The organism is Plantactinospora sp. B5E13, assembly GCF_039871775.1.
GTDB lineage: Bacteria > Actinomycetota > Actinomycetes > Mycobacteriales > Micromonosporaceae > Plantactinospora.
This window is the reverse complement of record NZ_JBDPLT010000014.1, coordinates 58,775-75,057: the sequence shown is the minus strand read 5'-3', so window position 1 is coordinate 75,057 and position 16,283 is coordinate 58,775. Positions and strand designations below refer to the sequence as shown.

Genomic DNA, 16,283 nt, shown 5'->3' with positions numbered 1-16,283 from the left:
ACCGGGGGGAGACCCACCTTGTCCAGGGAAGAAAAGGAACTGCGGGTCGGCATGGTCGGCTACGCGTTCATGGGCGCCGCGCACTCGCAGGCGTGGCGCACCGTGAACCGCGTCTTCGACCTGCCGGTACGCGCCCGGATGTCGCTGATCTGCGGCCGGGACGCCGGGAAGGTCGCGGACGCGGCCGACCGGCTCGGCTGGGCGGCGCACACCACCGACTGGCGTGACCTGATCAGCCGGGACGACATCGACATCGTCGACGTCTGTACGCCGGGTGACAGCCACGCCGAGATCGCGATCGCGGCGCTGGCGGCGGGCAAGCACGTGCTGTGCGAGAAGCCGCTGGCCAACACGGTCGACGAGGCCCGCGCCATGGTCGCCGCCGCGGCCCGGGCGCAGGCGTCGGGGGTACGGGCGATGTGCGGGTTCAACTACCGCCGGGTGCCCGCGGTCACCCTGATGCGCGAGCTCGTCGCCTCCGGTCGACTCGGGGAGATCCGGCACGTCCGCGCGGTCTACCTGCAGGACTGGATCGTCGACCCGCAGTTCCCGCTGGTCTGGCGGCTGCAGAAGGACAAGGCGGGTTCCGGGGCGCTCGGCGACATCGGCGCCCACATCATCGACCTGACCCAGTACGTCACCGGGCAGCGGATCGCCGGGGTCAGCGCGGTCACCGAGACGTTCGTCAAGGAGCGTCCGCTGCCGGCCGAGTCCAGCGGACTGGCCGCCTCGGCCGACGGCGCCAACGGGGCCGCCCCGGCCACCGGCCAGGTCACCGTCGACGACGCCGCGATCTTCGTGGCCCGGCTCGACGGTGGTGCCCTGGCGACGTACGAGGCCACCCGGTTCGCCACCGGTCGGCGCAACGGGTTGCGGGTCGAGATCAACGGTTCGCTCGGCTCGGTCGCCTTCGACCTCGAGCGCCTCAACGAGCTGGAGTTCTTCGACGCCTCGGAACCCGGGGCGGAGCAGGGCTTCCGGCGGATCCTGGTGACCGAGGGCGACCACCCGTACATGTCGGCGTGGTGGCCGCCGGGTCACATCATCGGCTACGAGCACTCGTTCACCCACGAGGTACGGGACTTCCTGCTGGCGGTCGCCAACGGGTCGGACCCGGCCCCGTCCTTCGCCGACGCCCTCCAGGTCCAGCTGGTGCTGGACGCGGTGGCGCGTTCAGCCGAATCCGGTTCGTCCTGGACCGAGGTGGAGCCGGTCGCCGACCCGGTCTCCGCCTGACAACTCCGACGGTGCCGGTGCCCGTCCCGGGCTGAGGCCGGCACCGTCGGAGCCCAGTGCCCACCCGCGCGGGTGCCCGACTCCGGTCGGGAACCCGGCCCGAGAGCTTTCCGGTCCGATCGGCGAGGGTCCGGTCGCGGTTGCGCCCCGCGAGCGGATGGAGGTCGGTCCGGAGGGTGTACGCGTCGCGCCGGAACCACTCCGGACGGGCCGCGTACGCAGGTAACACGGCCGTCCGGTGCGGCCGGACCGGGATTCCCCGGTCGTGCCGGACGCCGGAACCGCACCAGCCGACCGGACGACGGCCGGCCCGCAGACCGATCAGCCGGCTTCGGCCGGCCCCCAGACCAGCCGACCGGACGACGGCCGGCCCGCAGAACCGACACCGCCGGCCCGACCGGCGGCGTCCGTCCGACGACTTCGCCGGCCACCGGCACTCCACGGTGGACGGTACTGGCACAACTGCACAGTGAGATCGCGATCGGAGCCGGCACCCGTGCCGGCCGGTCGCACCGGGAACGGGGGAGGCAGGACCGCGACGCCGACCGGCCCTGCCTACCGAAGCCCCGTCCGCCCGCACGGTCACGGATCCGCGTAACGCCGGTGCCGCCGACTCCGGCGCTGCGCGGGATGCCACACCGGGACGGTCGGGCGGACGGGGCGCTTTTCACTCGACAAGGCGGCAGGATGTCCCGATAGGCGGATTCGACGAACGGATCCGAGCATATGCGCGGATTCGTCGTCGTACGCCCCCGGTCGGCGTAGGAGCCGAGCCGGCACCGGAGGGAGGAGCACTGATGCGTACGGGTGTCTGGCTGGTGGGTGGGCGTGGTTCGGTGGCGGTGACCAGTGTGGTCGGGGCGCTCGCCCTACGGGCCGGGCTCGCCGAACCGACCGGCTGCGTGACCGAACTGCCGGCGTTACGCGGCGCGGACCTTCCGGCCCTGACCGACCTGGTCTTCGGCGGGCACGACGTGGCCACCACCCCACTGCTGAAGAAGGCCGAGTCACTGGCTGACGCGGGCGTGCTGCCGGCCCGGCTGGTCGCCGCGCTGACCGAGGAACTCGGCACGGTCGAGGCGGAGCTGCGCCCGGCCCCGACCGCCACCCCTCAGGCCGCGGCGATCGAGGCGATCGGCGCCGACCTGAGCCGCTTCCGGGACCGTCACCGGCTGGACCGGGTGGTGGTGGTGAACGTCTCCTCGACCGAACCGGTCCCGGCCCCGCACCCCGGGCACACCGACCTCGCCGTCCTGGACCGGGCACTGGCCGAGGGCAGTCCGCTGCCGCCCAGTGCGGCGTACGCGTACGCCGCCTTCGCCACCGGCTGCTCCTATGTGGATTTCACTCCGTCGACGGGCGCCCGGCTGCCCGCCCTCGCCGAACTGGCGGAACGGGCCGGCGTGCCGTACGCCGGACACGACGGCAAGACCGGTGAGACGCTGGTCAAGTCGGTGCTGGCCCCGATGTTCGCGATGCGTCACCTCCAGGTGCGCAGCTGGTCCGGGGTGAACCTGCTCGGCGGCGGCGACGGCGCCAACCTCGCCGAACCGGCGGCGAACGCGGCCAAGACGGCCAGCAAGCAGCGGGTGCTCGGCGAGACCCTGGGGTACGTGCCGCAGGGCAACACCCGGATCGAGTACCTCGACGACCTCGGCGACTTCAAGACCGCCTGGGACCTGGTCACCTTCTCCGGCTTCCTCGGCACCCCGATGCGGATGGAGTTCACCTGGCACGGCTGTGACTCGTCGCTGGCCGCGCCGCTGGTGCTCGATCTCGCCCGGCTGACCGCCGCCGCGCACCGGGCCGGCCGTACCGGGCCGCTGACCGAACTGGCCTTCTTCTTCAAGGATCCGCTCGGGGAGACTCCACACGGGCTCGCCGAGCAGTGGGCGACCCTCTGCGGATTCGCCCGCGGACTGGCCCCCGCCCCCACCGGACCGACACCCCCGACACCCCCGACAGCCCCGCCCGACCCGGACGCGTCCGGCGTGCGGCCAGCAGGCCCGAACCCGACGGGCGGCGCGGCGGGCGGTGCCGGAGAGGCCGAGGAGGTCCGGCATGCCCTCCCTCGCTGACCTGGCCCAACTCGTCCGGGCACCGGCCGCGCTCTCGGTACCCGGCGACGTGGTGGCCGGGGCCGCCGCCGCCGACGCACTGGACCGTCGGGTACCCGGGCTGGCCGGGGCGTCGGTGCTGCTCTACTGGGCCGGGATGGCCGCCAACGACTGGGCGGACCGGGAACTCGACGCCCGGGAGCGACCGGAGCGGCCGATCCCCAGCGGACGGGTCTCACCCGGGGTCGCCCTCGGCGTCTCTGCCGGGCTCACCGCCGCCGGCGTGGCGCTGGCCGGCCTGACCGGAGGGCGTCGGGCGCTGGCGGTCGCGGTGCCGCTGGCCGGCGCGGTCTGGGCGTACGACCTGCGGGCCAAGAACACCGCCGCCGGTCCGGCGCTGATGGCCGCCTGCCGGGGACTGGACGTGCTGCTCGGGGCTAGCCAGGGGCGTACGGTCCGGGCCGTGCCGGCGGCGCTGACCGTCGCCGCGCACACGTACACGGTCACCGAACTCTCCCGGCGGGAGGTCTCCGGCGCGTCCCGGGCCCTGCCGGCGGCAACCCTGGCCGGCACCGCCGTGGTCGCCGCCGCCGCGGCGGCCGGTCGCCGCGCCGGCGAGCGGTGCACCCAGGACCGGGGGACCGGCCGCCGGTCGTTCGTGCCGGCGGCGCTCGCCGGTTGGCGGGCCGTGGTGCCGGCCGCGCTCGCCGGCTGGTACGGCCTGCAGTACGGCGCCGCACAGGCCCGGGTGGCCGCCGATCCGCAGGCGTCCCGGGTCCGGGCGGCGGTCGGCGCCGGCATCACCGGACTGCCCGCGCTGCAGGGCGCACTGGTCGCCCGGGCCGGAGCGGCACTGCTCGGGGTGGCGGTGGCCGCCGCCGCACCGCTCGGCCGACGGCTCGCCCGGAAGGTCTCCCCGACGTGACCGGCACCGTCCCCGCCGTACCCGGGCTGCGGTTCGGCTACGGCACCAACGGATTCGCCAACCACCGGCTGGACGACGCGCTGCGGGTCATCGCCGATCTCGGCTACCAGGGGGTCGCGCTGACCCTGGACCACGACCACCTGGATCCGTTCGCCCCGCAACTCGCGGCCCGGGTGGCGGCGGTCGGCCGGCGGCTGGCCGAGCTCGGCCTCGGGGTGGTGATCGAGACCGGGGCCCGCTACCTGCTCGACCCGGCGCACAAGCACGCGCCGACGCTGCTGCACGAGAACAACACCCTCCGGATCGAGTTCCTCCGCCGGGCCGTCGCGATCGGCGCCGACCTCGGCGCCGAGGCGGTCTCCTTCTGGTCCGGGGTACGGCCGGCCGATGTCGACCCGGCGACCGCCCGGGACCGGCTGGTGGCCGGCTGCGCCGAACTGGTCGGGGTCGCCGACGCCGCCGGGGTGGTGCTCGGCTTCGAACCGGAGCCCGGGATGCTGGTCGCCACCATCGCCGACTGGCGGGGGCTGCGCGACGCGCTCGGCGCACCGCCGCACTTCGGCATCACCCTCGACATCGGACACTGCCGTTGCCTGGAGCCGCTGCCGGTGCCGCAGTGCGTGACCGAGGTGGCCGGGCACCTGGTCAACGTACAGATCGACGACATGCGCCGGGGGGTGCACGAGCACCTGGAATTCGGCACCGGGGAGATCGACTTCCCGCCGGTGCTGGCCGCGCTGGCCGAGGCCGGGTACGCCGGACTGGTCGCCGTCGAACTGCCCCGGCACTCGCACGCCGCGCCGTCGGTGGCGGCGCACTCGATCAGGTTCCTGCGCGCCGCCGAAGCCGCCGCCACGACCGGGGGCGCCACGGCCGTCACCATCCCGCCGGGTCGGGGGAGCGGGGCCGGCGCGCCGGACTGAACGGAGCTTTCACCGGGGGGATCGCGACCACCATCCACCAACGCACGACTGGCTGGGGAGGACCGATGGAACCGGAACGGGAACTGGAACACCTGCGGGCGGCGCTGTCCGCCGTACCGGAGGAGGGCGGAAGCGACCGGGACTGGCTGACCGGCGCGCTGGACCGGGTCGCGGCCGACCCGGGCGCGTTCGGCCGGCTCTTCGCGGCGGCCGGCCGCCGGTGCGGCCGGAGCCCACTGCCCGGGCTGCCGGACTGGACCGCCGACGAGGCGGCCCGGGTGCTGTTGCTCGCCGCGCTGCCGCCGGCCGCGCTGCCCGGTCAGGTCGAGGCCGGCTACCGGTACGGCGACGCGGCCGAGAAACGGGCGGTGCTGCGCGCCCTGCCGCTGCTGCCGGTCGGGGACGCCGGGGTGCCGCTGCTGCACGACGCGATCCGGACCAACGACACCCGGCTGGTCGCCGCCGCCCTCGGCCGGTACGCCGACCGCCTCGACCAGCCCGCCTGGCGGCAGGCGGTGCTCAAGTGTGTCTTCACCGGGATCCCGCTGTCGGTGGTGCACCGGCTCGACGAGCGGGCCGACGCCGAACTGGCCGTGATGCTCGCCGGCCTCGCCGAGGAACGCCGGGCCGCCGGACGGGAGATGCCGGCCGACGCGACCGGACTGCTGGACCGACTGAGTGTGTCCGACCGGCCGGGGACCCCGGCCGGGGCGGGCGCGGAGGAGGCGTGATGAGGATCTTCGACCCGCACATCCACATGACCTCGCGGACCACCGACGACTACGAACGGATGGCCGCGGCCGGGGTACGCGCCCTGGTGGAGCCGGCGTTCTGGCTCGGCCAGCCGAGGACCAGCGCCGCGTCGTTCGTCGACTACTTCGACTCGCTGATCGGCTGGGAGCCGTTCCGGGCCAGCCAGTTCGGCATCCGACACTTCGCCACCATCGCGCTCAACCCGAAGGAGGCGAACGACCCGCGCTGCCGGGAGGTGCTCGACCTGCTGCCCCGCTACCTGGACAAGGACGGGGTGGTGGCGGTCGGCGAGGTCGGCTACGACTCGATGACCCCGGAGGAGGACGAGGTCTTCGCCGCCCAGCTCGCCCTCGCGGTCGAGTACGACCTGCCGGCCCTGGTGCACACCCCGCACCGGGACAAGGCCCGGGGCACCGAACGGACCCTGGCGGTGGTCGCCGAGTCCGGTCTCGAACCGGGTCGGGTGGTGATCGACCACCTGAACGAGGTGACCACGCCGCTGGTCCGGGACACCGGCTGCTGGCTCGGCTTCTCCATCTATCCGGAGACCAAGATGTCCCCGTCCCGGATGGTCGAGCTGCTGCGCACGTACGGCACCGAGCGGATGCTTGTCAACTCGGCCGCCGACTGGGGCAGGTCGGATCCGCTGCTGACCCGGGCCACCGGGGAGGCGATGCTGGCCGCCGGGTTCACCGAGGACGACGTCGACCGGGTGCTCTGGCGCAACCCGGCGGAGTTCTACGGCCAGTCCGGCCGGCTGGAACTGCCGCGGCCGGAGACGGCGGAGCCCGGGACGGTGGAGCCCGGGACGGTCGTGCCGGTGGGGGCGGCGGAGCCGGTGGGCGCGGCGGGGCCGGTGCCGACGTTCGCCGGTAACTCGATTCTGCGGGGTGGCAGCTGATGCGGTTGCGGCACGCCGACGGACAGACGGTCCACCTGAGCTACTGCACCAACGTGCACCCGGCCGAGGACCTGGCCGGGGTGACGGCACAGCTCGACACGTACGCGGCACAGGTGCGGCGGCGGCTCGACGTCGACGTACTCGGGTTGGGGTTGTGGCTGGCCGCGCCGGTGGCGGCCGGGCTCGCCGCCGACCCGCAGGCCCGGCGACGGCTGCGCGCCGAACTGGCGGCACGCGGCCTGGAGGTGGTGACCCTGAACGGGTTCCCCTACCGGGCGTTCCAGGCGCCGGTGGTGAAGAAGGCGGTCTACCTGCCGGACTGGACCACCCGGGAGCGGCTGGTCTACACCCTGAACCTGGCCACCGTGCTGCTCGACCTGCTGCCCGACGACGCGGTCCGAGGCTCGATCTCCACCCTGCCGCTGGCCTGGCGCGAGCCGTGGGACACCGGGCGGGCCGGGCAGGCGAGCCGGGTGCTCGCCGAACTGGCCGACGGGCTGACCGAGCTGGCCTGGCGGACCGGCCGGGCGGTCCGGGTCGGTTTCGAACCGGAGCCGGGCTGCGTGGTCGAGTCCAGCACCCAGGCCGCCGCCCTGCTGGCCGGGATCGACACCGACCGGCTCGGCGTCTGTCTCGACCTGGCCCACCTGGCCTGCGCCTGGGAGGAGCCGGCGGCGGCGCTGGCCCGGCTGGCCGCCGCCGGGCTGCCGGTGGTGAAGGTCCAGGTCTCCGCCGCGTTGGCCGCCGCCGACCCGGTCGCGGCCGCGCCGACCCTGCGCGGGTACGTCGAACCCCGCTTCCTGCACCAGACCCGGGCCGAACCGTGCGGACGGGCGGCCGATCCGGCCGACCCGGCACACGCCGCCGACGACCTCGACGAGGCGCTGGACGCCGGGCTGCCGGGCGCCTGGCGAGTGCACTACCACGTGCCGCTGCACGCCGTCCCCGAGCCGCCGCTGGAGTCCACGGTGCCGGTGCTGCGTACCGCGTTGCGGGAGCTGTTCGCCGGGCCGGTCGCCGGCTGCGACCACCTGGACGTCGAGACGTACACCTGGGGGGTGTTGCCGGCGGCGCGGCGACCGGGCTCGGACGCGGAGCTGGCCGACGGGATCGCCGCCGAACTGGCCTTCGCCCGCGCCGAGCTGACCGCGCTGGGCCTGGCCGACATCTCCCGGTCCGACGGCGGCGTCCCCCGGGCCGGCCGTGGCCCGGACCCCGACCCAGGTTCTCCCCGGCCGGCCACGGTTCCGGCCACCCCAGGTGAGGAGGCGTGATGGCGGATCCACTGCTCGTGCTCGACGTGGTCGGGCTGACCCCTCGGCTGCTCGCGCACATGCCCCGGCTGCGCGCGGTCGCCGACACCGGGTTCCGGGCCGAACTCGGCACCGTGCTGCCGGCGGTGACCTGCTCGGCGCAGGCGACGATGCTCACCGGTGTGCCGCCGGCCGAGCACGGCATCGTCGGCAACGGCTGGTACTTCCGGGACCTCGGCGAGGTGTTCCTCTGGCGGCAGCACCACGCGCTGATGGGCGGGGAGAAGGTCTGGCAGGCCGCCCGCCGGCAGCGACCGGACTACACGGTGGCGAACGTCTGCTGGTGGTACGCGATGGGCGCCGACGTCAACTGGACGGTGACGCCCCGGCCGATCTACTACGCCGACGGCCGCAAGGAACCGGACTGCTACACCGACCCGCCGGAACTGCACGACGAGCTGACCGGCCGGTTGGGCGGGTTCCCGCTGTTCACGTACTGGGGACCGGGGGCGGGGCTGCCGTCGTCGCGGTGGATCTGCCGGGCCGCCGAGCAGATCATGACGGAGAAGAACCCGGACCTGACCCTGGTCTACGTCCCGCACCTCGACTACGACCTGCAACGGTACGGTCCGTCGTCGCCACAGGCGTCGGCCGCCGCCGCCGAGCTGGACGAGGTGCTCGGTCCGCTGCTGGAGGCCGCCGCCGCCTCGCACCGGACCGTGGTGGTGCTCTCCGAGTACGGCATCACCGAAGCGTCCCGGCCGGTGGACGTGAACCGGCTGCTCCGCGCCGAAGGGCTGCTCCGGGTCTACACCCAGGACGGCATGGAGTACCTGGACCCGTGGACGTCCCGGGCGTTCGCGGTCGCCGACCACCAGGTGGCGCACGTGTACGTGAAGGACCCGGCCGACGTACCAACGGTGGCGAAGCTCTGCGCCGGGCTGCCCGGGGTGGCCGAGGTGTTGGACGAGGCCGGCAAGGCCGGGTACGGGTTGGACCACGAACGCGCCGGCGAGCTGGTCCTGGTCGCCGAGCCGGACGCCTGGTTCACCTACTACTACTGGCTGGACGACAACCGGGCACCGGACTTCGCCCGGCTGGTGGAGATCCACCGCAAACCCGGCTACGACCCGGCGGAGCTCTTCTTCGACCCGGCCGACCCGGGTGCGGCGAAGCGCCGGGCGGCGGTGGCGCTGGCCCGCAAGAAACTCGGCATGCGCTACCTGATGAGCGTGGTCGGGTTGGACGCCGGGGCCCGGGCGGTACGCGGGTCACACGGCCGGCTGCCCACCGATCCGCAGGACGGTCCGGTGCTGCTCTGTTCGCAGCCCGGTCCGGCCCGGGACCGCTACCAGGCGACCGAGGTCAAGGGGTTGCTGCTCACCCTGGCCGGCCTGGCCGGGGCGACCGGTGAGCGGTCGTGACCGCGACGGTGCCGGCGGCGGATCTCGGGGCGCTGCGGAAGCGCTTCGACGACCAGCTCGGGGCGTTCCTGGACCGTCAGGACCCGGACTGGCCGGACGGCGCACCGCGCGGGGTCTTCACCACGCTGCGCCGGTTCGTGCTGGTCGGCGGCAAGCGGCTCCGCCCGCTCTTCTGCTACTGGGGCTGGCGGGGTGCCGGCGGCGCGGACGGTACGCCGATCGTGGCCGCCGCCGCCGCGTTGGAGCTGTTCCACGCGTTCGCGCTGATCCACGACGACATCATGGACGGCAGTGACCAGCGCCGGGGTGAGCCGTCGGTGCACCGGCTCTTCGCCGACCTGCACGCCCGGTCCGCCTGGCGGGGCGATCCGGCGTCGTACGGGCGCAGCACCGCGCTGCTCTGCGGTGACCTCTGCGCGGCCTGGGCCGACCAGTTGTTCCACGAGAGTGGGCTCTCCCCGGAACAGGTGCACCAGGGCTACGGCGTCTTCGCGACGATGCGGACCGAGGTGATCGCCGGGCAGTACCTGGACCTGGTCTCCGGGGTCGGGGACGGGTCGGTGGCGAGCGCGCTGACCGTGATCCGGATGAAGGCGGCCCGCTACACGGTGACCCGGCCGTTGCAGATCGGCGCGGCGCTGGCCGCCGGGTCGCCGGAGCTGCTGGCCGCGTTGGCCGCCTTCGGCGACCCGCTCGGTGACGCGTTCCAGCTGCGCGACGACGTGCTCGGGGTCTTCGGCGATCCGGCGCTGACCGGAAAGTCCATTCTGGACGACCTGCGCGAGGGAAAGCCGACGGTGATGATGGCGCTGGCCCGGGGTGGTGCCGACCGGGCCCAGGCGCAGCGGTTGAAGGAGCTGTTCGGCAATCCGGAGCTCGACCCGGAGGGCGCGGCCGAGTTGCGGGCGATCATCGTCGGCACCGGCGCGCTGGACCGGATCGAGCAGATGATCAAGGTACGGACCGACGCCGCGCTGACCGCGCTGGCTGACGCGCCGATCAGCGACGAGGCCGCCTCGGTGCTTGCCGCGCTGGCCGCCGAGGCCGTGGAGCGGCACGGATAACCCTGGTCCGGCGGCGCGTGGTAGGGCGTACCGAGGTGATCGGGAACAGCGCACGGCGACTAGTTGATCAGCTTTGCCATAACTTTTTTCCACGTTGACAGAAGTTCATGTTGGCGCGGCAGAAGGTATGGACACATCAACACATCGAAATTAGTGTGTCGAGCAAAGCTCATTCGTATGACGTCGAGGTTACCGACGGCGCGGTCAGCCCACGACGGTGATCGGCGTACCGGTGCGTCCACACCGGTCGACGGTCGAGGCCTGGCGGGTACGGCGACCCCTCCGGCCGAGCCCCACCCCGACGGCATCTGGCGCGACGGCGAGCGCCCTGCCTGTACATACCTGTTCAGGACGGGAGTGCACGACCATGTCTCCACACCACCAACCCCCATCGCCCGGCTCCCGCCAGGTCGGTCCGGCCCACGCGACGAGGCGCCGGGCCTGGATCACCGGGGCCGCGCTGCTGGTGGCCACCGCCGTACCGGCGGTGGTCGTCCCGGCCAGCCCGGCCATGGCGCACACGATCAATCCGGCCGACTTCCAGCAGGTGACCCTGGCCCGGGGCGTCGCCGAACTGGGCGAACCGATGTCACTGGCGGTGCTGCCGGACCGCTCGGTCCTGCACACCGCCCGCAACGGCACGTTGCGCCGGACCGACGCCGCCGGCAACACCTCGGTGATCGCGACGATCCCGGTCTACACCCACGACGAGGAAGGGTTGCAGGGCGTCGGGGTGGACCCGAACTTCGCCAGCAACCGGCACATCTACCTCTACTACGCACCGCCACTGTCCACGCCCGGCGGTGACGCGCCGGCCACCGGCACGGCGGCGCAGTTCGCGCCGTTCAGCGGAGTCAACCGGTTGTCCCGGTTCACCCTGAACGCCGACTACACGGTCAACATGAGCAGCCAGGTGGCGGTGCTCGACGTGGCCGCCGACCGGGGCATGTGCTGCCACGTCGGCGGTGACATCGACTTCGACGCGGCCGGCAACCTCTATCTCTCCACCGGAGACGACAGCAACCCGTTCGAGTCGTCCGGCTACTCCCCGCTCGACGAGCGGACCAACCGCTACCCGGCGTACGACGCGCAGCGGTCCGCCGGCAACACCAACGACCTGCGGGGCAAGATCCTGCGGATCAAGGTGAACTCGAACGGGACGTACTCGATCCCGGCCGGGAACATGTTCGCACCGGGGACCCCGAACACCCGGCCGGAGATCTACGCCATGGGCTTCCGCAACCCGTTCCGGCTCAGCGTCGACCGGGCCACCGGGGTCGTCTACGTCTCCGACTACGGCCCGGACGCCGGCTCGACCAACTCCAGCCGCGGACCCAGCGGCCAGGTCGAGTTCAACCGGGTCCCCGCCCCCGGCAACTACGGCTGGCCGTACTGCACCGGGACGAACACCAGCGCGGAGACCTACAACGAGTACACCTTCCCGAGCGGCCCCAGCGCGGCGAAGTACAACTGCACCGGCGGCCCGACCAACAACTCGTTCCGCAACACCGGCCAGACCACCCTGCCGCCGGCGCAGCCGGCCTGGATCAGGTACGCCGGTGACGCCGGCAGCCCGTCGGAGTTCGGCAGCGGCTCCGAGTCGCCGCACGCCGGCCCGGTCTACCGGTACGACGCCAACAACCCGTCGCCTACCAAGTTTCCCTCCTCGTTCGACGGCCAGTTCTTCGCCACCGAGTTCGGCCGTGGCTGGATCAAGCCCATCCACGTGAACGCCGACGGCACCCGGGGCGCCATCGACACCTTCCCGTGGACCGGCAAGCAGGTGATGGACTCGGCGTTCGGCCCGGACGGTGCCTACTACGTGCTCGACTACGGCGCAGGCTGGGGCAGCGGGGACGCCAACTCGGCGGTCTACCGGTTCGACTACGTCGGCGGCGGCAACCGGGCCCCGATCGCGATGGCCAGCGCCACCCCGACCTCCGGAGCGGCACCGCTGACCGTGACCTTCTCCTCGGCTGGCTCGACCGACCCGGAGGGCGGCGCGCTGACGTACTCCTGGAGCTTCGGTGACGGCACCACGTCCACGGCGGCCAACCCGACGAAGACGTACACCACGAACGGGCAGTACACGGCGACCCTGACCGTACGGGATCCGGCCGGCGCGACCGGCAGCGCCAGCGTGCCGATCAACGTCGGCAACACCGCGCCGACGGTCACCATCACCGCCCCGGCCTCCGGGCAGGTTGTGGACTTCGGTGAGACGGTGCCGTTCCAGATCACCGTCACCGACCCCGAGGACGGCACGGTCGACTGCTCCCGGGTCAAGATGACCTACCTGCTCGGTCACGACAGTCACGCCCACGAGATCACCTCAGCCAACGGCTGCACCGGCAGCATCACCATCCCGGTGGACGGCGAGCACGACGACGCGGCGAACATCTTCCCGGTCTTCGACGCCCAGTACACCGACAACGGCGGACTGACCACCCGCAACCAGGCCGAACTCGCGCCGAAGCACCGGCAGGCGGAACACTACGAGACCTCCTCCGGCATCACCAGGTACGCCAAGACGCCCGCCGAGGGCGGGTACACGGTGGGTGACATCAACAGTGGCGACTGGATCGGGTTCCAGCCGTACCGGCTGAACAACGTCAACGGGTTCACCGCCCGGGTCTCCTCGGCCGGCTCCGGCGGCACCCTCCAGATCCGGGCCGGCTCGGCCACCGGCACGGTGCTCGGCAGCGCCGCCGTACCGGTCACCGGCGCCTGGGACACCTTCACCACCGTCTCCGGCACCATCAGCAACCCGCCGTCCGGCACCACCACGCTCTACCTGACCTTCGCCGGCTCCGGCACCGGTCACCTCTACGACCTGGACGCCTTCACCCTCAACACCGGCAGTTCGACCGGAACAGGCACCGGGCCGATCGTCGGCCTGGCCAGCAAGTGCCTGGAGATCGACGGTGGCAACACCGCCGACGGTGCGCAGGCGCAGATCTGGAGCTGTACGGGCTCGACCCACCAAACCTGGACCCGCAACGGGCAGACCCTGCGTACGCTCGGCAAGTGCCTGGACGTCAACGGTGCCGGCACCGCCAACGGCACCAAGATCCAGCTTTGGACCTGCAACGGCACCGCCGCCCAGAACTGGGCCCCACAGTCCGACGGCACCCTCCGCAACCCGTCGTCGGGCAAGTGCCTGGACGTCTCCAACAACAGCTCCGCCAACGGCCAGGACGTCCACCTCTGGGAATGCATAGCCGGCGCCGCCAACCAGCGCTGGACCCTGCCCTGACCGGTCGGGAGGGGCCTCCTCGCGATCCGCAGCGGGAGGGGCCCTTCCCACCGTCCTCATCCCACCGCCCTCACGAGGAGAGCGACGATGCGCAGACGACCGCACCGCCCCGACCGGAGGCCGATCCGCTCGGTCCTCGGTCTCACCACCAGCGCGCTCGTGGTACTGGCCTGCACCACGGTGCCGGCCGGCCCGGCCAGCGCCGCCGACACCCCGTACGACGTGCTGGTCTTCTCCAAGACCGCCGGGTTTCGGCACGACGCCATTCCGGCCGGGATCCAGGCGATCCGAGACCTCGGCGCGGCGAACAGCTTCACCGTGACCGCCACCGAGGACTCGACCGGGTTCACCACCAGCAACCTTGCCCAGTACGAGGCGGTGGTCTTCCTGAACACCACCGGTGACGTACTCAACGCCACTCAGCAGACTGCCTTCGAGTCGTACATCCGCGGTGGCGGAGGGTACGTCGGGGTGCACTCCGCCGCCGACACCGAGTACGACTGGTCGTTCTACGGCAACCTGGTCGGGGCGTACTTCGCCTCGCACCCGGCGATCCAGCAGGCCAACGTGAAGGTCGAGAACCGGGCGCACGCGGCGACCGCACACCTGCCGCAGACCTGGACCCGCACCGACGAGTGGTACAACTACCGCACCAACGCCCGGTCCACCGCCCGGGTGCTGGCGACGCTGGACGAGTCGTCGTACTCCGGTGGCGGGATGGGCACGGACCACCCGCACGCCTGGTGCAAGACGTACGAGGGCGGCCGCTCCTTCTACACCGGCGGTGGGCACACCCAGGCCTCGTACACCGACTCGGCGTTCCGGGCGCACCTGCTCGGCGGCATCCGGTACGCGGCCGGCCGGACCAAGGCGGACTGTCGGCCCGAGACCGGCTACTCCGCCATCTACAACGGCTCGACCACCGGCTGGTCCCAGGCCGGGCCGGGCAGCTTCAGCAACTCCGACGCCACGCTGACCTCGGTCGGCGGCATGGGCCTGTACTGGTACAGCGCCAAGCAGTACACCTCGTACTCGCTGAAGCTGGACTGGCGGATGCCCGGCGACGACAACTCCGGGGTGTTCGTCGGCTTCCCGGCGTCGACCGACCCGCAGTCGGCGATCGACAACGGCTACGAGGTGCAGATCGACGCCACCGACAGCGCCGACCGGACCACCGGCGCGATCTACGGCTTCAAGTCGGCGGACATCACCGCCCGCGACGCCGCGCTGAACCCGCCCGGGGAGTGGAACAGCTACGAGCTGCTGGTCGAGGGGGAGCGGCTGCGGGTCTACCTGAACGGTGTGCTGGTCAACGACTTCACCAACACCGACCCGGTGCGGTCGCTGGCCGGGTACGTCGGGATCCAGAACCACGGCACCGGTGACGACGTGTCGTTCCGGAACATCCGGATCAAGGAGCTCGGCAGCGGTCCCGGCCCGGACCCGGTCGGCAACACCACGGTGCAGGCCGAGGCGTTCAGTGCGCAGAGCGGCGTCACAGTGGTCGGTAAGGCCAGCGCTGTCGGCGGCTCGGCGATCGGGTACCTCGACCCGGGTGACTGGGCCGCGTACAACGGGCAGAACCTGTCCGGAGTCACCTCGCTGCGGGCCCGGGTCGCCTCCGGCGGTGCCGGCGGCACCCTCCAGGTCCGGACCGGGTCCCAGACCGGCCCGGTGCACGGCACCGCGACGATCTCGAACACCGGTGGCTGGGAGAACTTCACCGAGGTGAGCACCGCGCTGAGCGGTGTGCCGAGCGGCACCCAGAACCTCTACCTGACCGTCGCCGGCTCCGGCGGCGGGCTCTACGACGTCGACGAGTTCACCCTGGTCCGCTCGACCGGCGGCAGCACCGGGACCGGGCCGGTGGTCGGGCTCGCCGGCAAGTGCCTGGAGATCGACGGCGGCAGCAGCGCCGACGGGGCGCAGGCACAGATCAACACCTGCGCACCGAACTCGGCCAGGCAGACCTGGACCCGTACCGGGCAGACCCTGCGGGCCCTCGGTAAGTGCCTCGACGTCTCCGGTGCGGGCACGGCGAACGGTACGAAGATCCAGCTCTGGACCTGCAACGGTGGGGCGGCACAGAACTGGACCGCCCAGTCCGACGGCACGCTGCGTAACCCCAACTCCGGCAAGTGCCTTGACGTGTCGAACAACAGCTCGGCGGACGGTCAGGACGTACACCTCTGGCAGTGCATCTCCGGCGCCGCCAACCAGCGGTGGACCCTGCCCTGACCCTTCGGTTCCGGCCGCGTGACCGGGACCGCCCACCCCACCACCCGATCGCCCCGGACCGGAGCCCACCGGTCCGGGGCGATCCGTCACGGGTACGGGGTCTTTCTCGGTCCGGCCGCGACCGCCTAGAGTGGTCTCGGCGATCCTCGGTGGTGGCCGGCGACCAGGCGGGAGGCGCAACCCGCCCGGCTCGGGTGCGGGTGACGCACGCGCCGGACACGTCGCCGGAGAACTTCGCCGCCGTCCCGGACGG

The 16,283-nt window shown here is 72.7% G+C and carries 11 protein-coding genes; all 11 read left to right on the top strand.

Annotated features, from left to right (window positions below):
- The first annotated feature begins 51 nt into the window (after positions 1-51).
- The 11 genes from ABGB05_RS15310 (at position 52) to ABGB05_RS15260 (ending at position 16,030) form a co-directional block, all read left to right on the top strand.
- Positions 52-1,236, top strand: coding sequence for a Gfo/Idh/MocA family oxidoreductase (locus ABGB05_RS15310; RefSeq protein WP_347654148.1), 1,185 nt, complete (start codon positions 52-54; stop codon positions 1,234-1,236).
- Between the two features lie 797 nt (positions 1,237-2,033).
- Positions 2,034-3,314, top strand: coding sequence for an inositol-3-phosphate synthase (locus tag ABGB05_RS15305; protein WP_347653989.1), 1,281 nt, complete (start codon positions 2,034-2,036; stop codon positions 3,312-3,314).
- Positions 3,298-4,218 (top strand): SCO3242 family prenyltransferase, encoded by a 921-nt coding sequence (locus tag ABGB05_RS15300; RefSeq protein ID WP_347653988.1) that lies wholly within the window; start codon positions 3,298-3,300, stop codon positions 4,216-4,218. The genes ABGB05_RS15305 and ABGB05_RS15300 overlap by 17 nt, the downstream gene beginning before the upstream one ends.
- On the top strand, positions 4,215-5,141 hold the full coding sequence (locus tag ABGB05_RS15295; RefSeq protein WP_347653986.1) for a sugar phosphate isomerase/epimerase family protein: 927 nt from the start codon (positions 4,215-4,217) through the stop codon (positions 5,139-5,141). Before ABGB05_RS15300 ends, ABGB05_RS15295 begins: the two co-directional genes overlap by 4 nt.
- A 65-nt stretch (positions 5,142-5,206) precedes the next feature.
- Positions 5,207-5,872 carry an EboA domain-containing protein gene (locus ABGB05_RS15290; protein ID WP_347653984.1) on the top strand — a complete coding sequence of 222 codons (666 nt, stop codon included), beginning with the start codon at positions 5,207-5,209 and terminating at the stop codon, positions 5,870-5,872.
- Positions 5,872-6,795, top strand: coding sequence for a TatD family hydrolase (locus tag ABGB05_RS15285; RefSeq protein ID WP_347653983.1), 924 nt, complete (start codon positions 5,872-5,874; stop codon positions 6,793-6,795). Before ABGB05_RS15290 ends, ABGB05_RS15285 begins: the two co-directional genes overlap by 1 nt.
- Positions 6,795-8,069: a metabolite traffic protein EboE gene (gene eboE, locus ABGB05_RS15280; RefSeq protein ID WP_347653982.1), complete on the top strand. Its 1,275-nt coding sequence runs from the start codon at positions 6,795-6,797 to the stop codon at positions 8,067-8,069. Before ABGB05_RS15285 ends, eboE begins: the two co-directional genes overlap by 1 nt.
- Positions 8,069-9,472, top strand: coding sequence for a nucleotide pyrophosphatase/phosphodiesterase family protein (locus ABGB05_RS15275; RefSeq protein ID WP_347653981.1), 1,404 nt, complete (start codon positions 8,069-8,071; stop codon positions 9,470-9,472). The genes eboE and ABGB05_RS15275 overlap by 1 nt, the downstream gene beginning before the upstream one ends.
- Positions 9,469-10,536, top strand: coding sequence for a polyprenyl synthetase family protein (locus ABGB05_RS15270; protein WP_347653979.1), 1,068 nt, complete (start codon positions 9,469-9,471; stop codon positions 10,534-10,536). Before ABGB05_RS15275 ends, ABGB05_RS15270 begins: the two co-directional genes overlap by 4 nt.
- 511 nt (positions 10,537-11,047) lie before the next feature.
- A complete protein-coding gene (locus ABGB05_RS15265) occupies positions 11,048-13,792 on the top strand; it encodes a PQQ-dependent sugar dehydrogenase (protein WP_347654147.1) in 2,745 nt (914 codons plus the stop codon).
- A gap of 87 nt (positions 13,793-13,879) precedes the next feature.
- Positions 13,880-16,030 carry a ThuA domain-containing protein gene (locus ABGB05_RS15260; RefSeq protein WP_347653978.1) on the top strand — a complete coding sequence of 717 codons (2,151 nt, stop codon included), beginning with the start codon at positions 13,880-13,882 and terminating at the stop codon, positions 16,028-16,030.
- The last annotated feature ends 253 nt before the right edge of the window (positions 16,031-16,283 follow it).

Excerpts from the sequence above, each read along its gene's own strand:
- ABGB05_RS15260 (WP_347653978.1), top strand. The coding sequence starts at position 13,880 with ATGCGCAGACGACCGCACCGCCCCGACCGGAGGCCGATCCGCTCGGTC.
- ABGB05_RS15265 (WP_347654147.1), top strand. The coding sequence starts at position 11,048 with ATGGCGCACACGATCAATCCGGCCGACTTCCAGCAGGTGACCCTGGCC.
- ABGB05_RS15310 (WP_347654148.1), top strand. The coding sequence starts at position 52 with ATGGTCGGCTACGCGTTCATGGGCGCCGCGCACTCGCAGGCGTGGCGC.
- ABGB05_RS15285 (WP_347653983.1), top strand. The coding sequence starts at position 5,872 with ATGAGGATCTTCGACCCGCACATCCACATGACCTCGCGGACCACCGAC.
- eboE (WP_347653982.1), top strand. The coding sequence starts at position 6,795 with ATGCGGTTGCGGCACGCCGACGGACAGACGGTCCACCTGAGCTACTGC.
- ABGB05_RS15305 (WP_347653989.1), top strand. The coding sequence starts at position 2,034 with ATGCGTACGGGTGTCTGGCTGGTGGGTGGGCGTGGTTCGGTGGCGGTG.
- ABGB05_RS15275 (WP_347653981.1), top strand. The coding sequence starts at position 8,069 with ATGGCGGATCCACTGCTCGTGCTCGACGTGGTCGGGCTGACCCCTCGG.
- ABGB05_RS15290 (WP_347653984.1), top strand. The coding sequence starts at position 5,207 with ATGGAACCGGAACGGGAACTGGAACACCTGCGGGCGGCGCTGTCCGCC.
- ABGB05_RS15300 (WP_347653988.1), top strand. The coding sequence starts at position 3,298 with ATGCCCTCCCTCGCTGACCTGGCCCAACTCGTCCGGGCACCGGCCGCG.